At 56.9% G+C, this 21273-nt stretch carries 19 protein-coding genes; 15 read left to right on the top strand and 4 right to left on the bottom strand.

Features of this window, described 5'->3' with window-relative positions:
• The first annotated feature begins 45 nt into the window (after positions 1-45).
• From LB462_RS13360 to lpxC, 7 genes are all read left to right on the top strand, one after another.
• Entirely contained in the window at positions 46-327 is a 282-nt protein-coding gene (locus LB462_RS13360) for a type II toxin-antitoxin system HicA family toxin (RefSeq protein ID WP_224508587.1), read from the top strand.
• Positions 324-662 carry a type II toxin-antitoxin system HicB family antitoxin gene (locus tag LB462_RS13355; protein ID WP_112530124.1) on the top strand — a complete coding sequence of 113 codons (339 nt, stop codon included), beginning with the start codon at positions 324-326 and terminating at the stop codon, positions 660-662. The genes LB462_RS13360 and LB462_RS13355 overlap by 4 nt, the downstream gene beginning before the upstream one ends.
• Before the next feature lie 219 nt (positions 663-881).
• Positions 882-1808, top strand: a complete 927-nt coding sequence (locus LB462_RS13350) for a D-alanine--D-alanine ligase (RefSeq protein WP_224508585.1) — start codon at positions 882-884, stop codon at positions 1806-1808.
• Entirely contained in the window at positions 1796-2737 is a 942-nt protein-coding gene (locus LB462_RS13345) for a cell division protein FtsQ/DivIB (protein ID WP_224508583.1), read from the top strand. Before LB462_RS13350 ends, LB462_RS13345 begins: the two co-directional genes overlap by 13 nt.
• A complete protein-coding gene (gene ftsA / locus LB462_RS13340) occupies positions 2734-4056 on the top strand; it encodes a cell division protein FtsA (RefSeq protein WP_114428601.1) in 1323 nt (440 codons plus the stop codon). Before LB462_RS13345 ends, ftsA begins: the two co-directional genes overlap by 4 nt.
• A gap of 66 nt (positions 4057-4122) precedes the next feature.
• Complete coding sequence (gene ftsZ / locus LB462_RS13335) at positions 4123-5802, top strand: cell division protein FtsZ (protein WP_224508581.1); 1680 nt, start codon at positions 4123-4125, stop codon at positions 5800-5802.
• Positions 5803-6063: 261 nt separating this feature from the next.
• Entirely contained in the window at positions 6064-7023 is a 960-nt protein-coding gene (lpxC, locus tag LB462_RS13330) for a UDP-3-O-acyl-N-acetylglucosamine deacetylase (RefSeq protein WP_224508579.1), read from the top strand.
• A gap of 6 nt (positions 7024-7029) precedes the next feature.
• On the opposite strand, the gene LB462_RS13325 is transcribed toward lpxC, so the two are convergent.
• Positions 7030-7923 (bottom strand): LysR substrate-binding domain-containing protein, encoded by an 894-nt coding sequence (locus LB462_RS13325; protein WP_224508577.1) that lies wholly within the window; start codon positions 7921-7923, stop codon positions 7030-7032.
• Positions 7924-8032: 109 nt separating this feature from the next.
• Between LB462_RS13325 and LB462_RS13320 the strand changes: the two genes are divergently transcribed.
• The 6 genes from LB462_RS13320 to LB462_RS13295 all read left to right on the top strand — a co-directional run bounded on the left by LB462_RS13320 (position 8033) and on the right by LB462_RS13295 (position 16727).
• Positions 8033-8422, top strand: coding sequence for a tautomerase family protein (locus LB462_RS13320; RefSeq protein ID WP_224508576.1), 390 nt, complete (start codon positions 8033-8035; stop codon positions 8420-8422).
• 268 nt (positions 8423-8690) lie between these two features.
• A complete protein-coding gene (locus LB462_RS13315; RefSeq protein WP_210000402.1) occupies positions 8691-9527 on the top strand; it encodes an outer membrane protein assembly factor BamD in 837 nt (278 codons plus the stop codon).
• 77 nt (positions 9528-9604) lie between these two features.
• Positions 9605-11281, top strand: coding sequence for a DNA repair protein RecN (gene recN, locus LB462_RS13310; protein WP_224508574.1), 1677 nt, complete (start codon positions 9605-9607; stop codon positions 11279-11281).
• Positions 11282-11395: 114 nt separating this feature from the next.
• Positions 11396-13540, top strand: coding sequence for an NAD-dependent DNA ligase LigA (gene ligA / locus LB462_RS13305; RefSeq protein ID WP_224508572.1), 2145 nt, complete (start codon positions 11396-11398; stop codon positions 13538-13540).
• Entirely contained in the window at positions 13537-14241 is a 705-nt protein-coding gene (locus tag LB462_RS13300) for a DUF2461 domain-containing protein (RefSeq protein ID WP_224508571.1), read from the top strand. Before ligA ends, LB462_RS13300 begins: the two co-directional genes overlap by 4 nt.
• A gap of 215 nt (positions 14242-14456) precedes the next feature.
• Positions 14457-16727: a TonB-dependent hemoglobin/transferrin/lactoferrin family receptor gene (locus tag LB462_RS13295; RefSeq protein ID WP_224508569.1), complete on the top strand. Its 2271-nt coding sequence runs from the start codon at positions 14457-14459 to the stop codon at positions 16725-16727.
• A 195-nt stretch (positions 16728-16922) separates the two neighbouring features.
• Here LB462_RS13295 and LB462_RS13290 read toward each other — a convergent pair whose 3' ends face one another.
• On the bottom strand, positions 16923-17267 hold the full coding sequence (locus LB462_RS13290; RefSeq protein WP_224508567.1) for a cupin domain-containing protein: 345 nt from the start codon (positions 17265-17267) through the stop codon (positions 16923-16925).
• A gap of 150 nt (positions 17268-17417) precedes the next feature.
• Between LB462_RS13290 and LB462_RS13285 the strand changes: the two genes are divergently transcribed.
• Together LB462_RS13285 and LB462_RS13280 are read left to right on the top strand one after the other, a co-directional pair.
• Entirely contained in the window at positions 17418-18164 is a 747-nt protein-coding gene (locus LB462_RS13285) for an AzlC family ABC transporter permease (RefSeq protein ID WP_224508565.1), read from the top strand.
• On the top strand, positions 18164-18457 hold the full coding sequence (locus LB462_RS13280) for an AzlD family protein (RefSeq protein ID WP_224508563.1): 294 nt from the start codon (positions 18164-18166) through the stop codon (positions 18455-18457). Before LB462_RS13285 ends, LB462_RS13280 begins: the two co-directional genes overlap by 1 nt.
• A gap of 7 nt (positions 18458-18464) precedes the next feature.
• Here LB462_RS13280 and LB462_RS13275 read toward each other — a convergent pair whose 3' ends face one another.
• Complete coding sequence (locus tag LB462_RS13275; protein WP_224508561.1) at positions 18465-20300, bottom strand: aminopeptidase P family protein; 1836 nt, start codon at positions 20298-20300, stop codon at positions 18465-18467.
• Positions 20301-20483: 183 nt separating this feature from the next.
• Positions 20484-21200, bottom strand: a complete 717-nt coding sequence (locus LB462_RS13270; RefSeq protein WP_224508559.1) for a hypothetical protein — start codon at positions 21198-21200, stop codon at positions 20484-20486.
• Positions 21201-21273 lie beyond the last annotated feature (73 nt).

Genomic DNA, 21273 nt, shown 5'->3' with positions numbered 1-21273 from the left:
TCAAATAGCTTTTTCAAAGAATTCATTGCTTAAATTTCATTGTGAATGGTACTAAAAAATGGTACTCAATTTATGAAGCGTAAACACCACATTACCTTGGTGCAGATTTTCGCTCGTCCAGTCAGTGGTTCAGTTCGCTGGCTAGATGTCGAAGCATTGTTTGTCGGTCTCGGGGCTGAAGTCAGCGAAAGAGAAGGCTCGCGTGTCGGTGTCGTTTTATTCGGCGAAGTTCGAGTGTTTCACCGCCCGTATCCATCGACGGATACCGACAAGGATGCAATTGCGAGCATCAGAAAATGGCTGGAAAGCCATGGAGTGAAGCCATGAAAAATGTGATTGATATCGACGGTCACAAAGCTGTCGTTTCTCTTGATCCGGAAATCGGCATGATCCGTGGAGAATTTCTCGGATTGTCCGGTGGGGCCGATTTTTACGCGAGGAGCGTCGATGATCTGATTGTCGAGGGTCGTAAGTCGCTCAAGGTTTTCCTTGAGATGTGTGTTGAGAAAGGCATTCCTCCATTCCGCGAATTCTCTGGTCGTTTCAATGTACGCCTTGCTGCGGAACTTCACGAAGCTGCAGTCTTGGCAGCTGCTGCAGAAAACAAAAGTCTCAATGAGTGGGTAGCCGACGCAATCGAGGCAGCTGCTCGCGCCGCATGATCTGCCTCCTCCTGACATATTTTTTTACCTGAATTTCCATTGTTGAATCATTGGGGACTTGTCAGCGAATCAACTCTCTGATTCTTTAGGGACAAGCGTTAACTGATTTGAGTCGGCTGGTTTTGCCAGTCTCGGGTATCTGCGGTCTTGGCCGCCGGATGTGCGCGGACTCATGTCTGTTTTCAGCTTTGATGGGGAAGTGTTCGAGGGGTTGCCTTCATGGCGAAAAAGCATGTTGCGGTGCTGATGGGTGGCTTTTCATCGGAGCGTCCGGTGTCGCTATCTTCCGGCAATTCATGCGCCGATGCTTTGGAGGCTGAAGGCTATACCGTAACCCGCGTCGACGTTACTCGCGATATCGCCAGTGTGTTGCATGAACTCAAGCCCGATGTTGCCTTCAATGCGCTGCATGGTCCCTTTGGCGAAGATGGCACGATCCAGGGCATCCTGGAATATCTCGAAATTCCCTACACGCATTCAGGTGTGCTTGCGTCTGCGCTTGCGATGCACAAAGAGCAGGCGAAGATCGTCGCCAAGGCGGCTGGTATCCCTGTGGCTGAAGCCAAGACCATGAACCGCCTGGACTTCACCTCAAAGCATCCGATGAAGCCGCCTTACGTCGTGAAGCCCGTGAGCGAGGGCTCCAGTTTTGGTGTCGTCATCGTCAAAGAGGATCAGTCGCATCCACCGCAGATCATCACGTCTGCCGAATGGAAATATGGCGACAGCGTCATGGTTGAGCGCTACATATATGGGCGCGAATTGACCTGTGCCGTGATGGGTGATGTGGCCATTGGAGTGTGTGAAATCATTCCGGTCGGGCACCAGTTCTACGATTATGATTCAAAATATGTTGCAGGCGGATCAAATCATGTTGTTCCCGCTAAAATTTCACTAAAAATTTACCAAAAAATACAAACACTGGCACTCAAGGCGCATCAGGCAATTGGATGTAAAGGGATTAGCCGGTCGGACTTCCGTTACGACGACCGTTTTTCCGAGGATGGCGAGCTGATCTGGCTGGAAGTCAATACCCAGCCGGGCATGACTCCCACCTCTCTCGTGCCTGATATCGCCAAAGCTGCGGGGCATACCTTCGGTGAATTGTTGAGTTGGATGGTGGAGGACGCATCGTGTTTGCGTTGAAGGGCAAAAATGTGCACCCGCGGGGTGCTGTGCCGGTGTCTTCGGGCAGGTCGGCGACTTTTGGCCGTTTCCGGATCGTCCTGCCAAAAATCCTGCGCAAGCCTGTTCGCGTTCTTGCGCGCACCATCGAAGGCGAAGTCACCATTCCGAACCATGTCGGAACATTCGGTGCCTTGGCTTTCCTGGCTTTGACCGGCGCTTACGGTGCAATCCTTGGCGGTCATGCGCCTGAGGTGGTCAAGGTTACAACCTCGACGTTCGGCTTTGCCATTGAAGATGTGAAGGTCGTCGGCAACAAGGAAACGTCGGAGATCGACGTTCTCGGCGCTCTTGGCCTTGATGGCGAGACATCGCTGGTCGGCTTGAGTGCTGCTGATGCTCAAAAGGCTGTAGCTGGATTGCCTTGGGTCGAATCCGTCGATGTGTTCAAGGTCTATCCGAACACGATCCAGATTTCGATCCATGAGCGCACCGCCTTGGCGGTCTGGCAGAACGGCGACCAGCTTTCGGTGATCGATGCCGATGGTCGCATGATCGTACCTTTCAATGGCGGTCGCAGTGCTTCATTGCCGGTGGTGATCGGCGCAGGTGCTGACAAGCAGGCAAAGCTTCTCCTGACGCAGATGACCGCCTTCCCGCAAATCGCCGCCGAGGTAAAGGCCTATCAGCGGGTCGGAGATCGCCGTTGGGATCTGGTGCTGAAGAACGGCGTAAGCCTGATGCTCCCGGAATCCCGCATCGACGAGGCCCTGACTGATATTGCCAATATGGACAGCAAGGCGGGGATTCTGTCTCGCGATATTGCATCGGTCGATATGCGCCTGACGGACCGCGTGGTTGTCAGGCTGACACCGGAAGCAATGGTACAGCGTGTTGAGTATTTGAAGGCCCGTGACAAGGCGCCCAAGCGTTCGGAGAAGCGTGTATGAGTATTCTGAACGGAAAAGGTTCATCGACAGGAGCGCCATCTGCCAAGCGGACGCGCTCGTTGACAGTTCTGGACATTGGTTCGAGCAAGGTCTGCTGCATCATCGCGCGTTTGCGTCCGCGTGAGGAAAGCGCGCATCTGCCAGGCCGTACACATCGCATCGAAGTCTTGGGAATTGGCCATCAGAAGTCGCGCGGCATCAAGTCGGGGGTCATCGTCAATCTGGATGCAGCCGAGCAGGCGATCCGTCTTGCCGTCGATGCCGCGGAGCGTATGGCGGGCCTCACGGTCGACTCGATGATCGTCAATATTTCGGCGGGCCGCCTGAAGAGTGAAAGCTTTTCTGCCAGCATCAATCTCGGCGGCCATGAGGTTGACCAGTCGGATATCCGCCGCGTGCTTGCGGCCGGTGCCAAGCAAGCGCTTGCCGCTGAGCGTCATCTCGTGCATTCGCTACCGATCGCCTATGGCCTCGATGGTGAACGCGGTATTCGCGATCCGCTTGGCATGATCGGCGATACGCTAGGCGTCGAAATGCACGTTCTGACTGCTGACGCGGCGCCGCTGCGCAACCTCGAGCTCTGCGTTAATCGCTGTCATTTGTCTGTCGAGGCGATGATCGCAACGCCTTACGCCAGCGGTCTTTCAGCGCTCGTCGATGATGAGGCCGAGATGGGCGCTGCCTGTATCGACATGGGTGGTGGGACGACGACCATTTCCGTGTTCTCCGAAGGCAAATTCATCCACGCTGATGCCATCGCCATTGGCGGCAATCATGTGACCATGGATGTTGCGCGCGGCCTTTCCGCTCATATGGACGACGCCGAGCGGCTGAAGGTCATGCACGGTTCGGCCCTGCCAAGTGCGGCCGATGATCGGGACATGATCAGTGTTTCGCCGCTCGGCAACGATGCGCGCGATGTTCCTAATCAATATCCACGCGCGGTACTGACCCGCATCATACGTGCCCGCGTTGAGGAAACGCTCGAACTCGCGCGTGACCGCCTCAACCAGTCCGGCTACGGCCAGATTGTCGGCAAGCGTGTGGTGCTTACGGGCGGCGCCAGTCAGTTGGCGGGATTGCCGGAGGCGGCCCGCCGCATTCTGGCTCGCAATGTGCGTATTGGCCGTCCTCTTGGTGTCACGGGGCTCCCCGAGGCTGCCAAGGGTCCGGCTTTCTCTGCAGCGGTTGGTCTTCTGATTTATCCGCAAGTGGCAGGAATTGAAGAGCGTTCTGTAAAGGCTGGTTCATCTTCGTTGATGACAGGCACAGGTGGGCGTTTTCAGCGTATCGGCCAATGGCTGAAAGAGAGTTTTTGATCAATCGGGGAAACCCAAAAAAACACCGCAGCGGCGAGGCGGTAGAGACGAAAAGGAACGAAACAAATGAGTATCAATCTGCAAAAGCCGGACATTACCGAGCTTAAGCCACGGATCACCGTATTCGGTGTTGGCGGTGGTGGTGGCAACGCGGTCAATAACATGATCAATGCCGGTTTGCGCGGCGTTGAATTCGTTGTGGCCAATACCGACGCACAGGCGCTGTCGCAGTCGAAGGCTGAACGTCTGGTTCAGCTTGGTGCCGCTGTGACCGAGGGCCTTGGTGCAGGCTCGCAGCCGGAAGTTGGCCGCGCAGCAGCCGAAGAATGCATTGACGAGATCAACGATCATCTCCAGGGCACCCACATGTGCTTCGTCACGGCCGGCATGGGTGGCGGTACCGGTACAGGCGCCGCTCCAGTCGTTGCCCGGGCGGCACGCGAAAAGGGCATTCTGACCGTTGGCGTCGTCACCAAGCCTTTCCATTTCGAAGGTCAGCGCCGCATGCGCACCGCCGATATGGGTATTGCTGATCTGCAGAAGAACGTCGATACGCTCATCGTCATTCCGAACCAGAACCTCTTCCGCATCGCCAATGACAAGACAACCTTTGCCGATGCCTTCGCGATGGCCGATCAGGTTCTCTACTCCGGTGTTGCCTGCATCACCGATCTGATGGTGAAGGAAGGCCTGATCAATCTCGACTTTGCCGACGTTCGTTCGGTCATGCGCGAGATGGGCAAGGCGATGATGGGGACCGGCGAAGCATCCGGTGATGGCCGTGCAATGGCTGCCGCTGAAGCTGCGATTGCCAATCCGCTGCTTGATGAAACCTCCATGCGTGGCGCCAAGGGTCTGCTGATTTCGATCACCGGTGGCCGCGACATGACGCTCTTTGAAGTCGATGAGGCTGCAACTCGTATCCGTGAGGAAGTTGACCAGGATGCCAATATCATCCTCGGCGCAACCTTCGACGAAAGCCTCGAAGGCATCATCCGCGTTTCTGTCGTGGCAACTGGCATCGATAAGCAGATTGGAGAGTCGGCGCCCGCGCCGATCGAATTTCGCCAGCCTCTGAAGCCCATTGCCAAGCCAGCGCAGCAGGCCGCCGCAAGTACAAATGCACGTCCGGTTGTTCAGCAGCCGGCCGCACGGGTAGCGGACCCTGTAGCCGATGCGATCCGCGCTGCGGAGCAGGAGGTGGTGCAGCGTGCTCCACAGCCCGCCGAGGAATTCCGTCCACAGAGCCGCATTTTCCAGGCGCCAGCGCCGGAAGTGTTTGATGCTCCATTTGCTGCCGCGCCTCAGGCTCCGGTGCACCAGCCTGCTCCGCAGATGCAGGCTGCACCCGCACCGCAGCCGGCTGCCCCACGCATGCCGAATGTCGCTGATTTCCCGCCTGTGGTTCAGGCAGAACTCAACGCCCGCGACATGGGAAGCCGTGAGAGCAATCGCGAGCCTTCCTATGACAACCAGGAAGATCGTGGTCCGATGGGTCTTCTCAAGCGCCTCACTGCCGGTTTGACTCGCCGCGAAGACGAAACCGCCCGGCTCGAACCAGCGCAGCCGCGTGAGCCCGCAATGCGCCCGGTTGAACAGCGCCGGCCGCTTTCGCAAGATGCGTCGATCTATGCGCCACGCCGTGGACAACTCGACGAGCAGGGCCGCGTTCAGCCACAAGCGCGCCAGGCTTCCGAAGACGATCAGCTCGAAATCCCGGCTTTCCTTCGCCGTCAAGCCAACTGATTTGATCACGGATTGTTAAAGGATATGAATTCCGCCATTGCCTCAATGGCGGAATTTTTCTTTCAAGCCATTGAAAGGCCAAAGAAACGACTTAGCTGATGGCGCAGTGGTTTCGTTACAAACGTCGCGAAACCGTGATTTTGCTTCACGGGATGCCGACTGTATCTTGCGCCGCAAAATAACGATGAGCGATGCTGATTCCAGAAACGTGCAGCGCCGCAAGTTAATGTCGAAAACCGGATAGATGATCCGGGGCGGTACATGGGCACGAGGTTTCAATTGCGCGACTACCAGACAACGATTGCCGAGCGAATAACGCTTTCAGGAGCTGGTGTGCACAGCGGTGCGCCGGTGACGATTGCCTTCGTGCCGGCCGAACCCGATACGGGCATCGTTTTCCAAAGGCTCGACGGAAGGGGCGCCAGCCACGAGATCAAGGCGCTTGTGTCTGAAGTCGGGACGACCGATCTGTCGACGACGCTTGCCAACAGGGCAGGGGTGACAATCAGCACAGTCGAGCACGTCATGGCAGCCATCGCCGGTTCGGGCATCGACAACATGATCATCGAGATCGACGGCCCGGAAGTGCCAATTCTCGACGGAACATCCTCGGTGTTCCTCGACGCATTCGAGCAGGCCGGTTTTGTGCGGCAAGCGGCGAAACGCCGTTTCATCCGCATCCTGAAGACATCGCGCATCGAGGCCGGGGCATCCTGGGCCGAGTTCCGTCCTTATGATGGAACGCGCTATGAGGTCGAAATCGATTTTGAGACGCCGGTCATCGGCCGTCAGAAATTTGCCGCCGATATGGATGAGACGGTTTTCCGAAAGGAGATTTCGCGGGCGCGCACCTTCGGTTTCATGCGCGACGTGGAAAAGCTCTGGGCTGCGGGCCTGGCGCTGGGTTCATCACTCGATAATTCGCTGGTCATCGGCGATGATCATTCCGTGATCAATCCGGGTGGCCTTCGCTACAAGGATGAGTTTGTGCGTCACAAGGCACTAGATGCCATCGGCGACCTTGCCCTCGCTGGCGCACCGTTCATAGGCTGCTTCCGCTCGTATCGCGGCGGGCACCGGCTGAATGCGGCGGCGCTCCGCGCACTCCTGTCCGATCATACGGCGTTCGAGATCGTCGAAATGGCCGGTAAACGCGGCCAATCGCGCGGCGCATCGCTTGTTGCCGTAAACGCTCCCGTTTTTGCACCCTGGGCGATCTGAAGCCTGTCAGTACGCTGGTATCGCGTTGTGCACCGCTTGCAGCATGATCGATGCGAGGCGTGCGGTTGCCGGATCTGATTGCGCTTGCGATCGATGAAGAACAAGTCCGAGAGAAGGCAGCGGTGGCAGTCCGCTGTCAGCCGGCACCAGAGGTTGTACGCTTGGCGGTAGCCCGAACGGGGTGCGAATGGTTACGCCGAGGCCTGCTACCGTTGCAGCCCATAATCCCGCCAGGCTCGGGCTGACAAACGACTGTCGCCAAGGTATGCCGGCGCGGTCGAGTGCGTTTGTGGCGGCAGTGCGCAAGAGGCAAGGTGCTTCCAGCGACGCCAGAGGTAATGGTTCGTCCGCGGATACTCGCCAGTTCCTTGGCTCGCCGGCCGGGCCAACCCAGCACATTGGCAAGTCCTTTATGTGGTCGGAGTGCGGTGTCGCCACAGATGCGTCATTCCAGGCCAACGCAAGATCAAGACGATCGCTCGTGATGCGATCGATCAATTCGGCGTTGCGTGCCACCCGTGCCTCGATCCGCACCTTTGGATGAGCGCGGGCAAATTGTCCGAGGACTTCCGGAAGAATGGTTTCGCCGAAATCCTCCTGCAATCCCAGCCGCACCCAGCCTGCAAGCTCGGTGCCATGGATTGCCGTCGCAGCTTCGTCGTTCAGGTCGAGCAACCTGCGAGCATAGGCCAGCATTGTCTCGCCGGCTTCCGTTAGCGCCAGCCCGCGCCCCGCCTTGACGAAGATCGGCTTTTCCGTCTGCTGCTCGAGTTTCTTCAATTGCGCACTGACCGCCGAGGTGGAGCGGCCAAGCCGGGCCGCTGCCTTGGCAAAACTGCCAAGTTCCATGCCGGTCGCAAAAGTGCGCAACACATCAAGATCGAAGGTAATTCGTCGCATTTTAATTATCCATATTTTTGGAACTGTTAGTCCAAAACTTTCTGATTTTCAGGATAATGATGCGACGCTATAGAAAGGACGTCAAGTCTTTTAAAGAAAGGATAGTTCCATGCCCTTCACACGCATTTCGCTTCTTGAAGGAAAATCGCCCGAATATCTGAAAGCCGTTTCCGATAGTCTGCATCAAGCCATGGTCCAGGCCTTCAATGTTCCGCTTGCGGATCGTTTCCAGGCCATTCAGCAGCATCGCCCAGGCGAGTTCGTGTTCGACCGCAACTATTTTGGCGGTCCGCGTTCAGACGACTTCATGGTGTTCGAGATTACCATCGCCAGAACCCGCGATGCCGCGACGAAGCAGGCATTCTACAAACGCTTGGTAAAGCTGCTTGGTGAGGCGCCCGGCGTCAGACCGGAGGACGTCATGATAATCATCAGCACTTCAAGCCGGGATGAATTGTCTTTCAGTAATGGTGAAGCCCAGTTGCTTGAAAACGAATAGTCTACGCAAGATAAGTGAATCTTAGGGATTTCCAGCTCATTTTCAGCTCCGCCACAAAATTGGACGATTACATGGCAATAAGATTGCTGATTCTCGTCGCTTGTGGTTTATGACCGCCCAACCGACGGTAGATTGACTATGCCTAGAGTGTGGGATGCAAACGTGATATCCGGTTTGCGATCATTGCTCTTAAATTAATATATGGGGCCGAAACAGCATGGCGAATAGCAGAATGTCGATAAGTAAAGGCTTTGGGGGCAAGGCCAGGATGGCCTTTCTACTCCTTCCAGTCGCCAGCGCTATAGCCATTTCCGGTTGTGCTTCGAAGGACGATGACATCGATCTCAATGCCTATGTCGACACGATCGAACCTGCAGACGTTCTTTACAACCAGGCTCTGGCCAACCTGAATTCCGGTCGTCTCGATGAGGCCGCCAAGAAATTCGATGCTGTCGACCGCCAGCATCCTTATTCGGAGTTTGCCCGCAAGTCGCTGGTGATGGGCGCATTCGCCAATTACCGCGCAGGCAAATATGACGAGTCGATTGCCATGACCAAGCGCTACATTGCGCTTTATCCAACGCAGCCAGAGGCGGCTTACGCTTATTACATCACCGGCCTTTGCTACTATCGCCAGATTCCCGATGTGACACGCGAGCAGAGCATGACTCGCCGCTCGATTGCTGCGTTCAACGAGGTGGTCGAACGCTACCCCGACTCCGAATATGTCGAGGATTCCAAGCAGAAAATCCGCTTCGGCCGCGATCAGCTGGCCGGCAAGGAGATGCAGGTCGGCCGTTACTATCTTGAGCGCAAGGAATACCTGGCAGCGATCAAGCGCTTCCGCGGCGTTGTCGAGCAATATTCGAACACACGCCAGGTGGAGGAAGCCTTGGCCCGCCTGGTTGAAGCCTATTACGCCTTGGGCATCACCAATGAAGCCCAGACAGCGGCAGCCGTTCTCGGCCAGAATTATCCGGACAGCGAGTGGTACAAGGACAGCTACAAACTGCTGCAAAGTGGCGGGCTTGAACCTCGACAGAACGCCGGCTCATGGCTATCCAAAGCCGCAGAGGCTATCACTGGCGGTAAAGACGGCGTCTAAAGCAATTCCAGGAAAAGTGGGAACCGGTTTTCCGTCCGGAATTGCGTAAAAACGAAGAAACCCTAACCTGAGCAACCATGCTTTCGCATCTGTCGATCCGCGATATAGTTCTGATTGAACGGCTCGACATCGAGTTTCGCGAAGGTCTGTCGGTGCTAACCGGCGAGACAGGTGCAGGTAAATCCATTCTGCTCGACGCGTTGTCGTTGGCCCTGGGGTCGCGGGGCGATGCCTCGCTCGTGCGTCATGGCGCTGAACAGGGCCAAGTTACCGCTGTCTTCGATGTCGTGGGAAGCCATCCGGCCCGCGCGCTGCTGCGTGAGAATGACATTGAAGACGATGGCGATATCATCTTGCGCCGCGTGCAGAATGCCGATGGCCGCAGTCGCGTTTTCATCAACGATCAGGCGGCAAGCGTCACGCTGCTCAAGGAGCTCGGACGCAGGCTTGTCGAGATCCATGGCCAGCACGACGACCGCGCGCTTGTCGATCTCGATATCCACCGTACCTTGCTTGATGCCTTTGGAGCGCTTGAAATCAAGGCGGCGCTTGTGCGTACACTTCACAAGACCTGGCGCGATACGGAACACACGTTGGTCCGCCACCGTGCCAAGGTGGAAGCGGCGACACGCGAGGCTGACTATCTGCGCGCCTCGGTCGAAGAACTTGCAAAGCTCGACCCGGAACCGCTGGAAGAAGAGACGCTGGCGATCAGGCGCACCGACATGATGCGTTCGGAAAAGATCGCTGGCGATGTCAATGATGCCAATGAGGTGCTGTCCGGCAACGCGTCTCCCGTGCCTTCTCTTGCCAGCCTCGTCCGCAGGCTGGAACGCAAGGTGCCGGAGGCTCCGCAGCTGCTTGAGCCGGTCGTCAGGGCAATCGACGAGGCCCTGAATGCCTTGGCGGAAGCGCAAAACGGCATCGAACAAGCGATCCGCGCCATCGATTTCGACCCGCGCGTGCTTGAGCAAACGGAGGAACGGCTGTTCGCATTGCGTGCTGCCGCGCGAAAGTATTCCGTTGCTGTCGATGACCTTCCGGCGCTGCGTGACCGGATGGATGCGGACCTTGCCGATATCGACGCGGGGGCCGAGCGGCTGGCAGCGCTCGAAAAAGAGGCGCAGGCCGCACGCGACGCCTATGATCTGGCGGCGCTCGCACTTTCAAACGACCGCCACGAGACTGCCGAGCATTTGAAACAGGCTGTCATGGCGGAACTACCCGCCCTGAAACTGGAGCGCGCCGAGTTCATCGTCGAGATGACGACGGATGCAGAGAACCGCACAGCCGATGGTATCGATACGGTTGAATATTGGGTGCGGACCAATCCGGGCACACGCGCCGGTCCCATGATGAAGGTCGCGTCCGGCGGTGAGCTCTCGCGCTTTCTGCTGGCGTTGAAAGTAGCACTTGCCGATCGCGGCTCGGCGCCGACACTGGTGTTCGACGAGATCGACACAGGTGTGGGCGGTGCGGTAGCCGATGCCATTGGCCAGCGTCTGCGGCGGCTTGCGGGCACCGTTCAGGTTCTCTCCGTCACGCATGCACCGCAGGTTGCCGCGCGGGCTCAGACGCATTTCCTCATCGCCAAGGCCGCCGCCGGTAATGACCGCGTGGCGACATCCATACGGGCGATGGAAACCGGCGACCGGCAGGAAGAAATCGCCCGCATGCTGGCCGGCGCCAGCGTCACCGATGAAGCGCGCGCGGCAGCAGTGCGGTTGCTCCGGGAAAATGCTGCTGTCATCTAACGTGATGTCAGGAATTGGCCGCTGTTGCGTCGGACACGCACTTTGAACGATGCTTTTCCATTTCTCTTACGCTAATCTCCCGCCCGAATCCGTATTTTCAGCGTCGGACAAAACATGGCAGATATTCCCGTAGAACAGTTAAGCGAGGCGGATGCCACTGAGGAGCTTGGCCGCCTTGCAGCCGAGATTGCCCAGCACGACTACCGCTACAATACGGAAGACGCCCCGATCATCTCGGATGCCGAGTATGATGCGCTGCGGCGCCGCAATCTTGCAATCGAACAGCGCTTTCCGCATCTGAAGCGCGAAGACTCGCCATCGAACAAAGTCGGTGCCGTCGCATCGGAGAAGTTCGGCAAGGTAACCCATTCCATTCCCATGCTGTCGCTGGATAATGCCTTCCATGACAGCGATGTTGAGGATTTCGTCGGCCGCATCCGCAGGTTCCTCAAGCTCGGAGCCGACGCCACGATAGGTATTACGGCGGAACCCAAGATCGATGGCCTGTCGCTTTCCCTGCGCTATGAGCTCGGCAGGCTGGTGACGGCGGCAACCCGCGGCGACGGCACCACAGGCGAAAACGTCACGCTCAATGCCCGGACAGTTGCCAGTATCCCCAATGTGCTGAGCGGCAAACCGCCCGAGGTGCTGGAGGTGCGCGGTGAGGTCTATATGAGCCATGCGGATTTTGCCGCGCTGAACGAGCGGCAGGCCAAGGATGGCAAGCAGATTTTCGCCAATCCGCGCAATGCGGCGGCGGGTTCCTTGCGCCAGCTCGACCCCACGATCACTGCTTCGCGTCCGCTACAATTCTTTGCCTATGCCTGGGGGGAGGTCAGCGAAATGCCCGCCAAGACGCAAATGGGCATGGTCGAAGCGTTCAAATCCTATGGCTTCCGCGTCAACCCGCTGATGCAACTGTTTAAGACAGTAGAAGCACTGGTGAAGCACTATCACCAGATAGAGGAACAGCGGGCGCTGCTCGGCTACGATATCGATGGCGTGGTCTACAAGGTCGACGATCTGGCGCTGCAGCAACGCCTTGGCTTTGTCTCGCGCAGCCCGCGCTGGGCGATCGCGCACAAATTCCCGGCTGAACGGGCGATGACGATCCTCAAGGGCATCGATATTCAGGTTGGCCGTACCGGCGCGCTTACACCGGTCGCGCGGCTTGAGCCCGTCACGGTTGGCGGGGTGGTCGTCACCAATGTGACCTTGCACAACGAGGATTACATCAAGGGTATCGGTCAGAATGGTCTGCCGATCCGTGAGGGGCGGGACCTGCGCATCGGCGATACGGTCGTGGTGCAGCGTGCCGGCGATGTCATCCCGCAGATTGTCGATATCGTCGCCGACAAGCCGCGCGGAACGACGCCCTATAAATTCCCTGATATTTGCCCCGCCTGCGGTTCCCACGCGGTGCGCGAGGAAGGCGAGGCGGTGCGACGCTGCACGGGCGGGTTGATCTGCCCGGCACAGGCGGTGGAACGCATCCGGCATTTCGTCTCGCGAAACGCCTTCGATATCGAAGGGCTCGGTGAAAAACAGGTGGAGTTCTTCTTCAAATCGGAAGATCCGGCGCTGCACATCGGCACGCCTGCCGATATTTTCACGTTGAAAAAACGTCAGGCGGCTTCATTGGCGAAGCTGGAAAACATCGATGGTTTCGGCGCGACATCAGTCAAGAAGCTTTATGACGCGATCGACGACCGGCGCGAAGTTTCGCTGAGCCGCTTCGTTTACGCGCTTGGCATTCGCCACGTGGGTGAGGTCAATGCCAAGCGGCTTGCCAGAGCCTACCGCTCCTACGATGCGCTTGCCAATGTGGCCATGGCCGCGGAACCGCCCAAGGATAAAGCCGACAAGGGCAACGATGCGTGGCGCGAGTTGAACGAAGTCGAGGGTATCGGCAGCATCGTTGCCGAGGCGCTGGTTGATTTCTATGCCGAGGAGCACAATCGCCACGCTCTCGATGCGCTGCTCGCCGAGGTCAAGCCGCTCGATGAAGAAGTCAGAACCGTGAGCCACTCGCCGGTGGCAGGCAAGACTATCGTCTTCACCGGGTCCCTTGAGAGGATGTCGCGAGACGAGGCCAAGGCAATGGCTGAACGTTATGGCGCCAAGACGGCTGGTTCCGTCTCCAAGAAAACCGATCTCGTGGTGGCGGGCCCCGGCGCGGGAACGAAACTTGCGCAGGCCCAGACTCTGGGTATTGAAGTCATCGATGAGGATTCCTGGTTTACGCTGGTGGGCGCATGAGCGACGTGGTTTTCAAAGGCTTTGGCGAAAAGGCACTGCCCTTTCTCAAAGCGCTCGATTTCCACCAGAACCGCGAATGGTTTCTGGAGAACAAGGATATTTTTGATACTCATCTCTACGAACCGTTGGGCGATCTCGTCGAAGATCTGATGGCCCGGTTCGAAAAGGCGGGTCTGCCGTTCCGGGGCGATCGCAAGAAGTCGCAATTCCGTATCAAACGCGATGTGCGCTTTTCCAAAGACAAGAGCCCGTATAACCGCCACCTGTCTGCGCTTCTTTCGCCAGATGGCACAAAGTGGGCCGAAAGCGGCTGTTTCTATGTCTGCATCGGCCACGAAGATTATCGTGGCTGCTATGCCGCTGTCGCATGGTGGCAGCAAAAGCCGGAACTCCTGCTCGCGATGCGCAAGGCCATCGTCGACAAGCCGGAGAACTATCGCGCCATGGTCAAGGCGCTCAAGAAAAATGGACTGGCGATGAAAGATACGGATGCATTGAAGCGCACCCCGCGCGGATTTGAATCGGTCACGGATGCTGATTTGATCGAGGCCTTGCGGAACCGGAATTTCGTCGTCCGCTATCCGATCGATCCTGCCAATATCACGTCGCCAAAGCTTGCGGATGATCTTCTCGATTTTGCGGTGCGTGCCAAGCCGCTGATCGATTGGGGCAGGGCAATCGAGGGCACTGCAACCTCCTGATTCATATCATTTTGCCGAGGTTCGAATTGCGAATGCCGGATTGTGACAATGTGTAATTAATTAATGTTGACTTTTATAGTCTAGTTTTAGTAGTGAACATTTGTACGGCGTGGACACGCGCTGTTTATTTGCTCAGCAAGCCACTGACCCACAACGATATTTTCGTGTGACGTAAGCCAGCCAGGCATTCTCTTTTGGGTTTGGGGAACTGGGACATGGCTAAAAAGACTCTGCTTGCGCGCCTCATGTGTGGCGGCGCCGGTACATTGGTGATGGTTGGGTTGAGCACTGGCGCATCGATTGCGCAAAACACCACAAACACTGGTGATAATATCGAACTCGAAACCATCGTCGTAAAAGGCGCCCGGCCGAAAGCCGCCGAGGGTGAAAAATCCCCATTGACCACGGTGACTGACCGGCAAGAGATTCAGGAGCGCATGGTTGAGAGCTTCGAGGATCTTGGTCGCCGCGTCGATGCTGGCGTCAATTTCAATACCCAGAACAACAGCATCAACCTGCGAGGCCTCGATCAGAATCGTGTCCTGACGACAATCGACGGCATACGCGTGCCGTGGCTGACCGACCCGCGCAGCAATTCGGGCGGTTTGAACGCGGTGGATTTCGACGGCCTCTCCGCAATCGACATTACCAAGGGTGCCGATTCCAGCCGCTACGGCTCGGGCGCTTTGGGCGGCGTCGTGCAGCTGCAGACGCTTGATCCCGAGGACCTTTTGACGGATGGACGCAATTGGGGCGCGATAACCAAGGGCGTCTATGACAGTGCCGACCGGAGCTGGCGTACCAATGCTGCCGTTGCAGCGCGCGCCAACGATACGGAATTCCTGATCCAGGGCGGCTATAGGCAAGGCCATGAATTCGAAAATATGGGCGACGTTGGCGGTTATGGCGCAACGCGAACCGAGGCCAATCCATTAGACTTCGACCAAGGCAATTTTCTCGCCAAGATTTATCAGAATGTCGATGGCGGCCATCGGTTTGGCATAACCGGCGAATATTTCAAGCGCGACGCGGACATCGATGACAAGATTGGTTCGACGGCAAGCTACGTTCGAGGAAGTCTCGAATCCGGGGACGATGTCGAGCGCAAGCGGATATCCGCAAGCTACGACTATATCTCGCCTGACAAGACCGGCTGGATCGATGAGGCGCATGCCATAGCCTATTGGCAGCAGCAGGTCCTCACCAAGACAACGGACGGCGTTCGTTTGCCTGATAGTCGGGCGCGAATAATTCGCGGAGATCCATTCTTTTACGGTTATCCCTCCGGCATCTATACGCGTGACAATGAGCTGAAGCAGGATAGCTACGGGTTCACCGGCAATATTCTGAAAAGCACCGAGATCGGCAACCTCACACACACGTTCCGTGTCGGCGGGGAAATTTACCGCCAGGACCTGCACCAATATTCCGCTGGCGTCGACAATTGTCCCGACGTCGATTGGTCCACGATCCCACAACCTTTCGGTCCGCAATCGTGCCGGATGCTGCATTCGAATTCATCCGATATGCCAGACGTCGAATCCCTCGCAGTCGGTCTCTATGCCGAGGATGATATCGATGTTCTGAATGGCCGTGTGACAATCACACCCGGTGGACGTTTTGACTGGTATGATCATCGCCCGCAATCGACTGCAGCTTATGAGGCTGGTCCCAATTTCGATGGTACGATACCTTCGTCCAACAGCGACTCGCGTTTCTCTCCCAAGCTGCGCGCAACGTGGCACGCTGCTCCGGATCTCGACTTTTACGCGCAGTGGGCGCAGGGATTCCGCGCTCCGACCGCGCTTGAACTCTTCCAGAATTACGGTGCGCCCGGCTCCTACGCCAGGATCGGCAATCCTGATCTTAAGCCCGAAACCAGCAACGGTTTTGAAATTGGCGCGAAACTCGAAAACGAGACCTATGGATTTGGCGGAAGCATCTTCAACAATTACTACCGCAACTTCATCGAGGAAGTGACCATCGCACCTCCAGGCGGCGAATTTCCAGTCGGCGGTATCACAGGCTATGCCAACCTCAATCGCGTCCAGATCTATGGCGCGGAACTGCGTGGCCACGTGAACTTTGCCGATCATTGGCGCACCTGGGCCTCCGTCGCATGGACAGTCGGCAAGGATACGGAAAATGACGAATATCTGAATTCGGTGCCGCCGGTCCGTGCGATCGTCGGGCTTGGATACGCGGTAGAGGATTGGGGCAGCGACGTGTCGCTGACCATCGCCTCACGCCGTGACAAGGTCAGCGACGGCGGTTTCGTCGCGCCGGGATATGCGTTGGTCGATACCACTCTCTGGTGGGAACCGAAATTCGCCAAGGGAATGAAGCTTCAGGCAGGCATCTTCAATATCTTCGACACGAAGTACTGGAATGCACTCGATGTGCCGGATTCAATTTCGCCTGCGATAGCGGATCGCTATACGGAAGTTGGCCGCAGTTTCCGTGTTTCGTTGACGCAAAAGTTCTGAGCTATAGCGGCGGATTGCAAATCTGCTTTGCGTGGTTCGACGGGGCTCACCATGAGGGAGGTATGGTCGATTGCATGATCTAGGTAAGTTGCTGCCGCATAGCCAGTAGTTAGCAGACACTTGGCTCCCTGCAATCAACTACCTCCCTCATGGTGAGCCCGTCGAATCACGCACAGCACTTGAGCAGATCATAAATTACTCAAGCCATTCGGTTACGAACACCTCGTTGGCGTGGATGTCTATTGTCTCCAGCGTGCCCGGCCCGAGGTTTTCAAATTTGTGCGGCGTGTTGGCGGGCGAAACGACGATCTGGCCTTCATGAGCATCGATGATTTCATCCCCGACGGTAAACCGCGCACGACCTTTGCGGATGATGAACGTCTCCGTATAGGGATGCTTGTGTAACCGCGGCCCGGCGCCAACCCGCTCCTGATGGTTGAAAATCACCGAAATGTTGGTTCCGTAAGGCTTGCCCGTGACTTCTCCCCGCCAACGCTCGGGATCGGTCGCCCAGACATCGCGTTCTATTATATGCGGCATTTTTGGTCTCCCTTGCCTCGTCGATGCAAAATAATCGTGGCAAAATGACCTGACAAGAACCGCTGCATTCCCGATCACTGCAGTGACATTGATGGTATCAATCAACAAATGTGACGTGACAGCCAGTTGAAGCTGGCCTAGAGCAGACCAATGGACGAACAAATATATCAACGGCAATCGGTTCCCGCCGATCCAGGCCGTGCGCGCACCCAGTTCTGGGAAGGCTTCGCCAAAGGCCTGCCCATCATGATAGCTTCTGCGCCGTTCGGGCTGCTGTTTGGCGCTCTGGCCGTCGACAATGGGTTCACCGTGTTTCAGGCCGTGTTGATGAGCGCCGCGATTTTTGGCGGTGCAAGCCAGATGGTCGGTATCGAACTGTTCGGCCACAATGTCCCTGCCTGGCTGATCGTCTTTTCCATTTTCGCCGTAAATTTCCGCCATGTGCTCTATTCGGCGGCTGTGGGACGGCGCATTGGACACTTCAAACCGCTCCAGAGCGCTCTCAGCTATTTCCTGTTGACCGATCCTCAATATGCGGAAACCGAGAAGCGAGCGGAATCCGGGAAACCGGTGACCTTCATCTGGTACCTTGGCGTCGCCACGCCGATTTACGTGATGTGGGTAACAGAAGCCTGGATCGGGGGTCTGTTCGGCAATCTGATATCCGACCCGCATGCTCTTGGAATCGATATGCTGCTGCCGATCTATTTTCTCGGCTTGGTCATGGGGTTCCGCAAGCGCGATAACTGGGCGGCGATCGTCATCGCCAGCGCCGTAGTCTCAATCATTGCCTATAAGACGATTGGCTCGCCCTGGCACGTCAGTATTGGTGCTCTTGCGGGCATTCTGATGGCTGTGATTGTCGCCAAACCAGAAAAAGCGAAGGGACAGAACTGATGTCCTCGATAACGTGGATCATAATCGCCGGTGCAGTCCTGACGTTCCTGACACGTATCGGCGGTCATCTGGTGCTGTCGCGCTTCGAGCGCATTCACCCTCGTGTCGAAGTCGCGCTCAATGCGGTGCCTGCCGCGGTTTTAACGACGCTTGTTGCACCTGCCGCCGCGGAAGCCGACTGGCGCGGATTGATCGCGCTTGCCTTCGCCGGTCTTGTGGCGCTGCGCTTCAATGCGCTGACCATGTTTCTCGCTGGCGGAGCGATGATCATTCTGCTGCGCCAGTTCTCCTGAATACCAACTAGCTCTCATGGCCGAACGGCTCGGTCGCGCTGATCAGCCATTCGCGCGCCGGGCCATTCGTGTGCGGCAGCAAAGCCTCGCGAACCCTCGCGTGATACGCATCCAGCCAAATAAGCTCTTCCCGTATCAACAGGCTGGTATCGATCAGCCGTCTGTCGATGGGGCAGAGCGTAATCGTCTCAAAACCCATCATCGGGATATCGCCACCTTCCGGCACTTCCGGCTCGGTGACGATCAACAGGTTTTCGGTGCGGATGCCATATGCGCCAGGCTTGTAGTAGCCGGGCTCGTTGGAAAGGATCATGCCGGGCAGCAATTCGTGCACGCCGCGCTTCGATATGCTCTGCGGCCCTTCGTGTACAGACAGGAATGAACCCACCCCGTGCCCGGTGCCATGGCCATAATCATACCCCTGTTTCCACAGAGCGATGCGGGCAAGCACGTCGATGTCCATACCGCGTGTGCCCTTCGGAAAGCGCGCAGTCGAAATGGCAATCATGCCCTTGAGCACCAGTGTGAATTTGCGCTTCATATCATCCGACGGCTTGCCAACCGGCAGCGTGCGGGTGATGTCGGTGGTCCCGTCGCGATATTGGCCGCCACTGTCGATCAGATAGAGCTCACCGTCTTCCAATGTGCGGTTTGACGCCGTGCTGACACGGTAATGCGCAAAAGCTCCATTCGGTCCTGCACCTGAAATGCTGTCGAACGAGAGATTTTCCAGCGGCATCTGGAAGCTCTCTGCCACAGTCTGGCGGGTTTCTTCCAGTTTCGTCGCCGCGATGATCTCATCGATTGTGCCCGGCGCCTGGCTATCAATCCAGGAAAGGAAGGATACCATTGCTACGCCGTCGCGCTCGTGCGACTTGCGTGCGCCTTCAAGCTCGACCGCGTTCTTGAGCGCGCGTGGCAACCGCGCCGGATCGAGGCCGTCCACAACTTTCCCGCCGGCCTTTTCGATGATCAGACGCAGCTTTTCTGCTGTCAGCGCCGGATCGAGCATCACGGTCTTGCTCTCTGCGGCAAAGCTCGCAACATCGCCTTCCAATGCTGAAGGTGCGCGCAACGTCGAAAGCTGCGTGAGATAGGCTTCCGTTTCGATCGGCAGCTTGCGCTTGTCGATAAAAAGCAGCGGTTCGCCCGATGCCGGAATCAGCGCGAAGGCGAGGGGAAGGGGCGTGTTGCTGACATCATTGCCGCGAATATTGAAAGCCCAGGCAATCGAGGATGGATCCGTGAGGATCGTCGCATCGGCTTTGGCTTTGGCAACGGCTTCGGCCAGCTCATGCAGCTTCTGGCTCGCCAGCTTGCCTGCATATTTCTCCGGCTGGATTGTGACGGCTTCCAGCGGCGGGGCGGGCTGGTCGTCCCAGATCATGTCGACAAGATTGTCTTTGACCGCAACGAGACTACCGCCGTTTTTCTCCAGAGCCTCGCGCAGAGATTTGGTTTCGCTGATCGTGTGCAGCCAAGGGTCAAAGCCAATGGTGAGCTTCTTGTCGACATTGCCCAGCCACACCGGAGGCGGCGTATCGACGAGACTTTCGATTGTGAAGACTTCCGGGTCGGTCTGCTCCGCTGCCTGCAACGTATAGCGCCCGTCGACGAACAGATAGGCTTTGGTTTTCATGATCAGAGCAACGCCGGCAGAGCCAGTAAAACCCGTCAGCCATGCCAGACGGCGGGCGCGGGCGGGCACATATTCGCCCTGGTGTTCATCGGCTCGCGGCACGAGAAAACCATCGAGGCCAAGGTTTTCGAGTTCGGCGCGCAGCTTGGCGACACGGGGCCCTCCGGTAGCAGGATTGCTTGTGACCTCAAACGACTGGAACATGGGAATCTGGACCTCTTTGCTTAGCGTACGACCCCAAAAATCTTTGCGATTTTTTGAACAAGGATCATGTGCCCAACGATAGGGTCGAAACTAGCCTCCCGTTTTCAGGCGCGCAATGGAGGAGTGCATTTGGCAACCGTTTAATCGGGGTTCAGATGCTTGTCCTGGACGAACATTGGATTGCTACCTCACCATCCAGCGTTCGAGCAAAGTGCGGGTGCCGTCTTTGATCGCTTTCCATTGCGAGAGCTTATCTTTTGCAAAGGATCCCTGCACGGCAAGCTTCAAATCTCTAAAATAGAAAGTAAACTCGCATCCTTCGCTGAGGCTGAGGCATTCGAGAAGCGCTTCTTCTTCCACGTTCACATAAGTTTGGAGCCAAAAATCGAGAGGCGTAATTCGCGTCAACGCGCTCTCGAAAGGGATGCGTTCCTTGTACATATCCATTTCAAATTCAATGCTTGAGAACGGAAATCCCGGGGTATCCTCTCCGTCCGGAATGACTCGAACGTAGGGGACGCGAATAAGATGAGACCCGTCCGGAGGATCCAGTTCTTCAGGAGGCCATCCACTGGCATAGAATGCTTCCTTCTTTGAGGGCGCGAGGGTCGGCATCCAAAAGGCGAAGTCAAAACCATCCTGATAACAGTTTACGCCTTCAGGTGTTGGTCTGGAAAAAAGATAAGCATAGGGAATGTTAAAAGCCTGCTGCCCACCTTCCAGTCGGCGGTAAACGAGATATACCGGGTCCATATTCTGTATTCTGTACCAAGCGGACCTGATATCACCCTCCGGCTTGCACGGGTAGTCGTCGGCAGCCATCGCGACGCTGCAAAAGGACGCGGTTCCGAAGGCGAACATGATCAGCATATAGAGGGGGGCGGCCAGATTTTTCGGCATTGGGGTTCCCCAAGGATACAATTGTAATTTGAACGACGAACGTTGCGCGGACAATGCAACGTTCGTCGTAGTT

The organism is Phyllobacterium chamaecytisi, assembly GCF_020164455.1.
Lineage (GTDB): Bacteria > Pseudomonadota > Alphaproteobacteria > Rhizobiales > Rhizobiaceae > Phyllobacterium > Phyllobacterium chamaecytisi.
The sequence above is the reverse complement of the archived record's forward strand: the minus strand, read 5'-3'. Positions and strand labels throughout refer to the sequence as shown.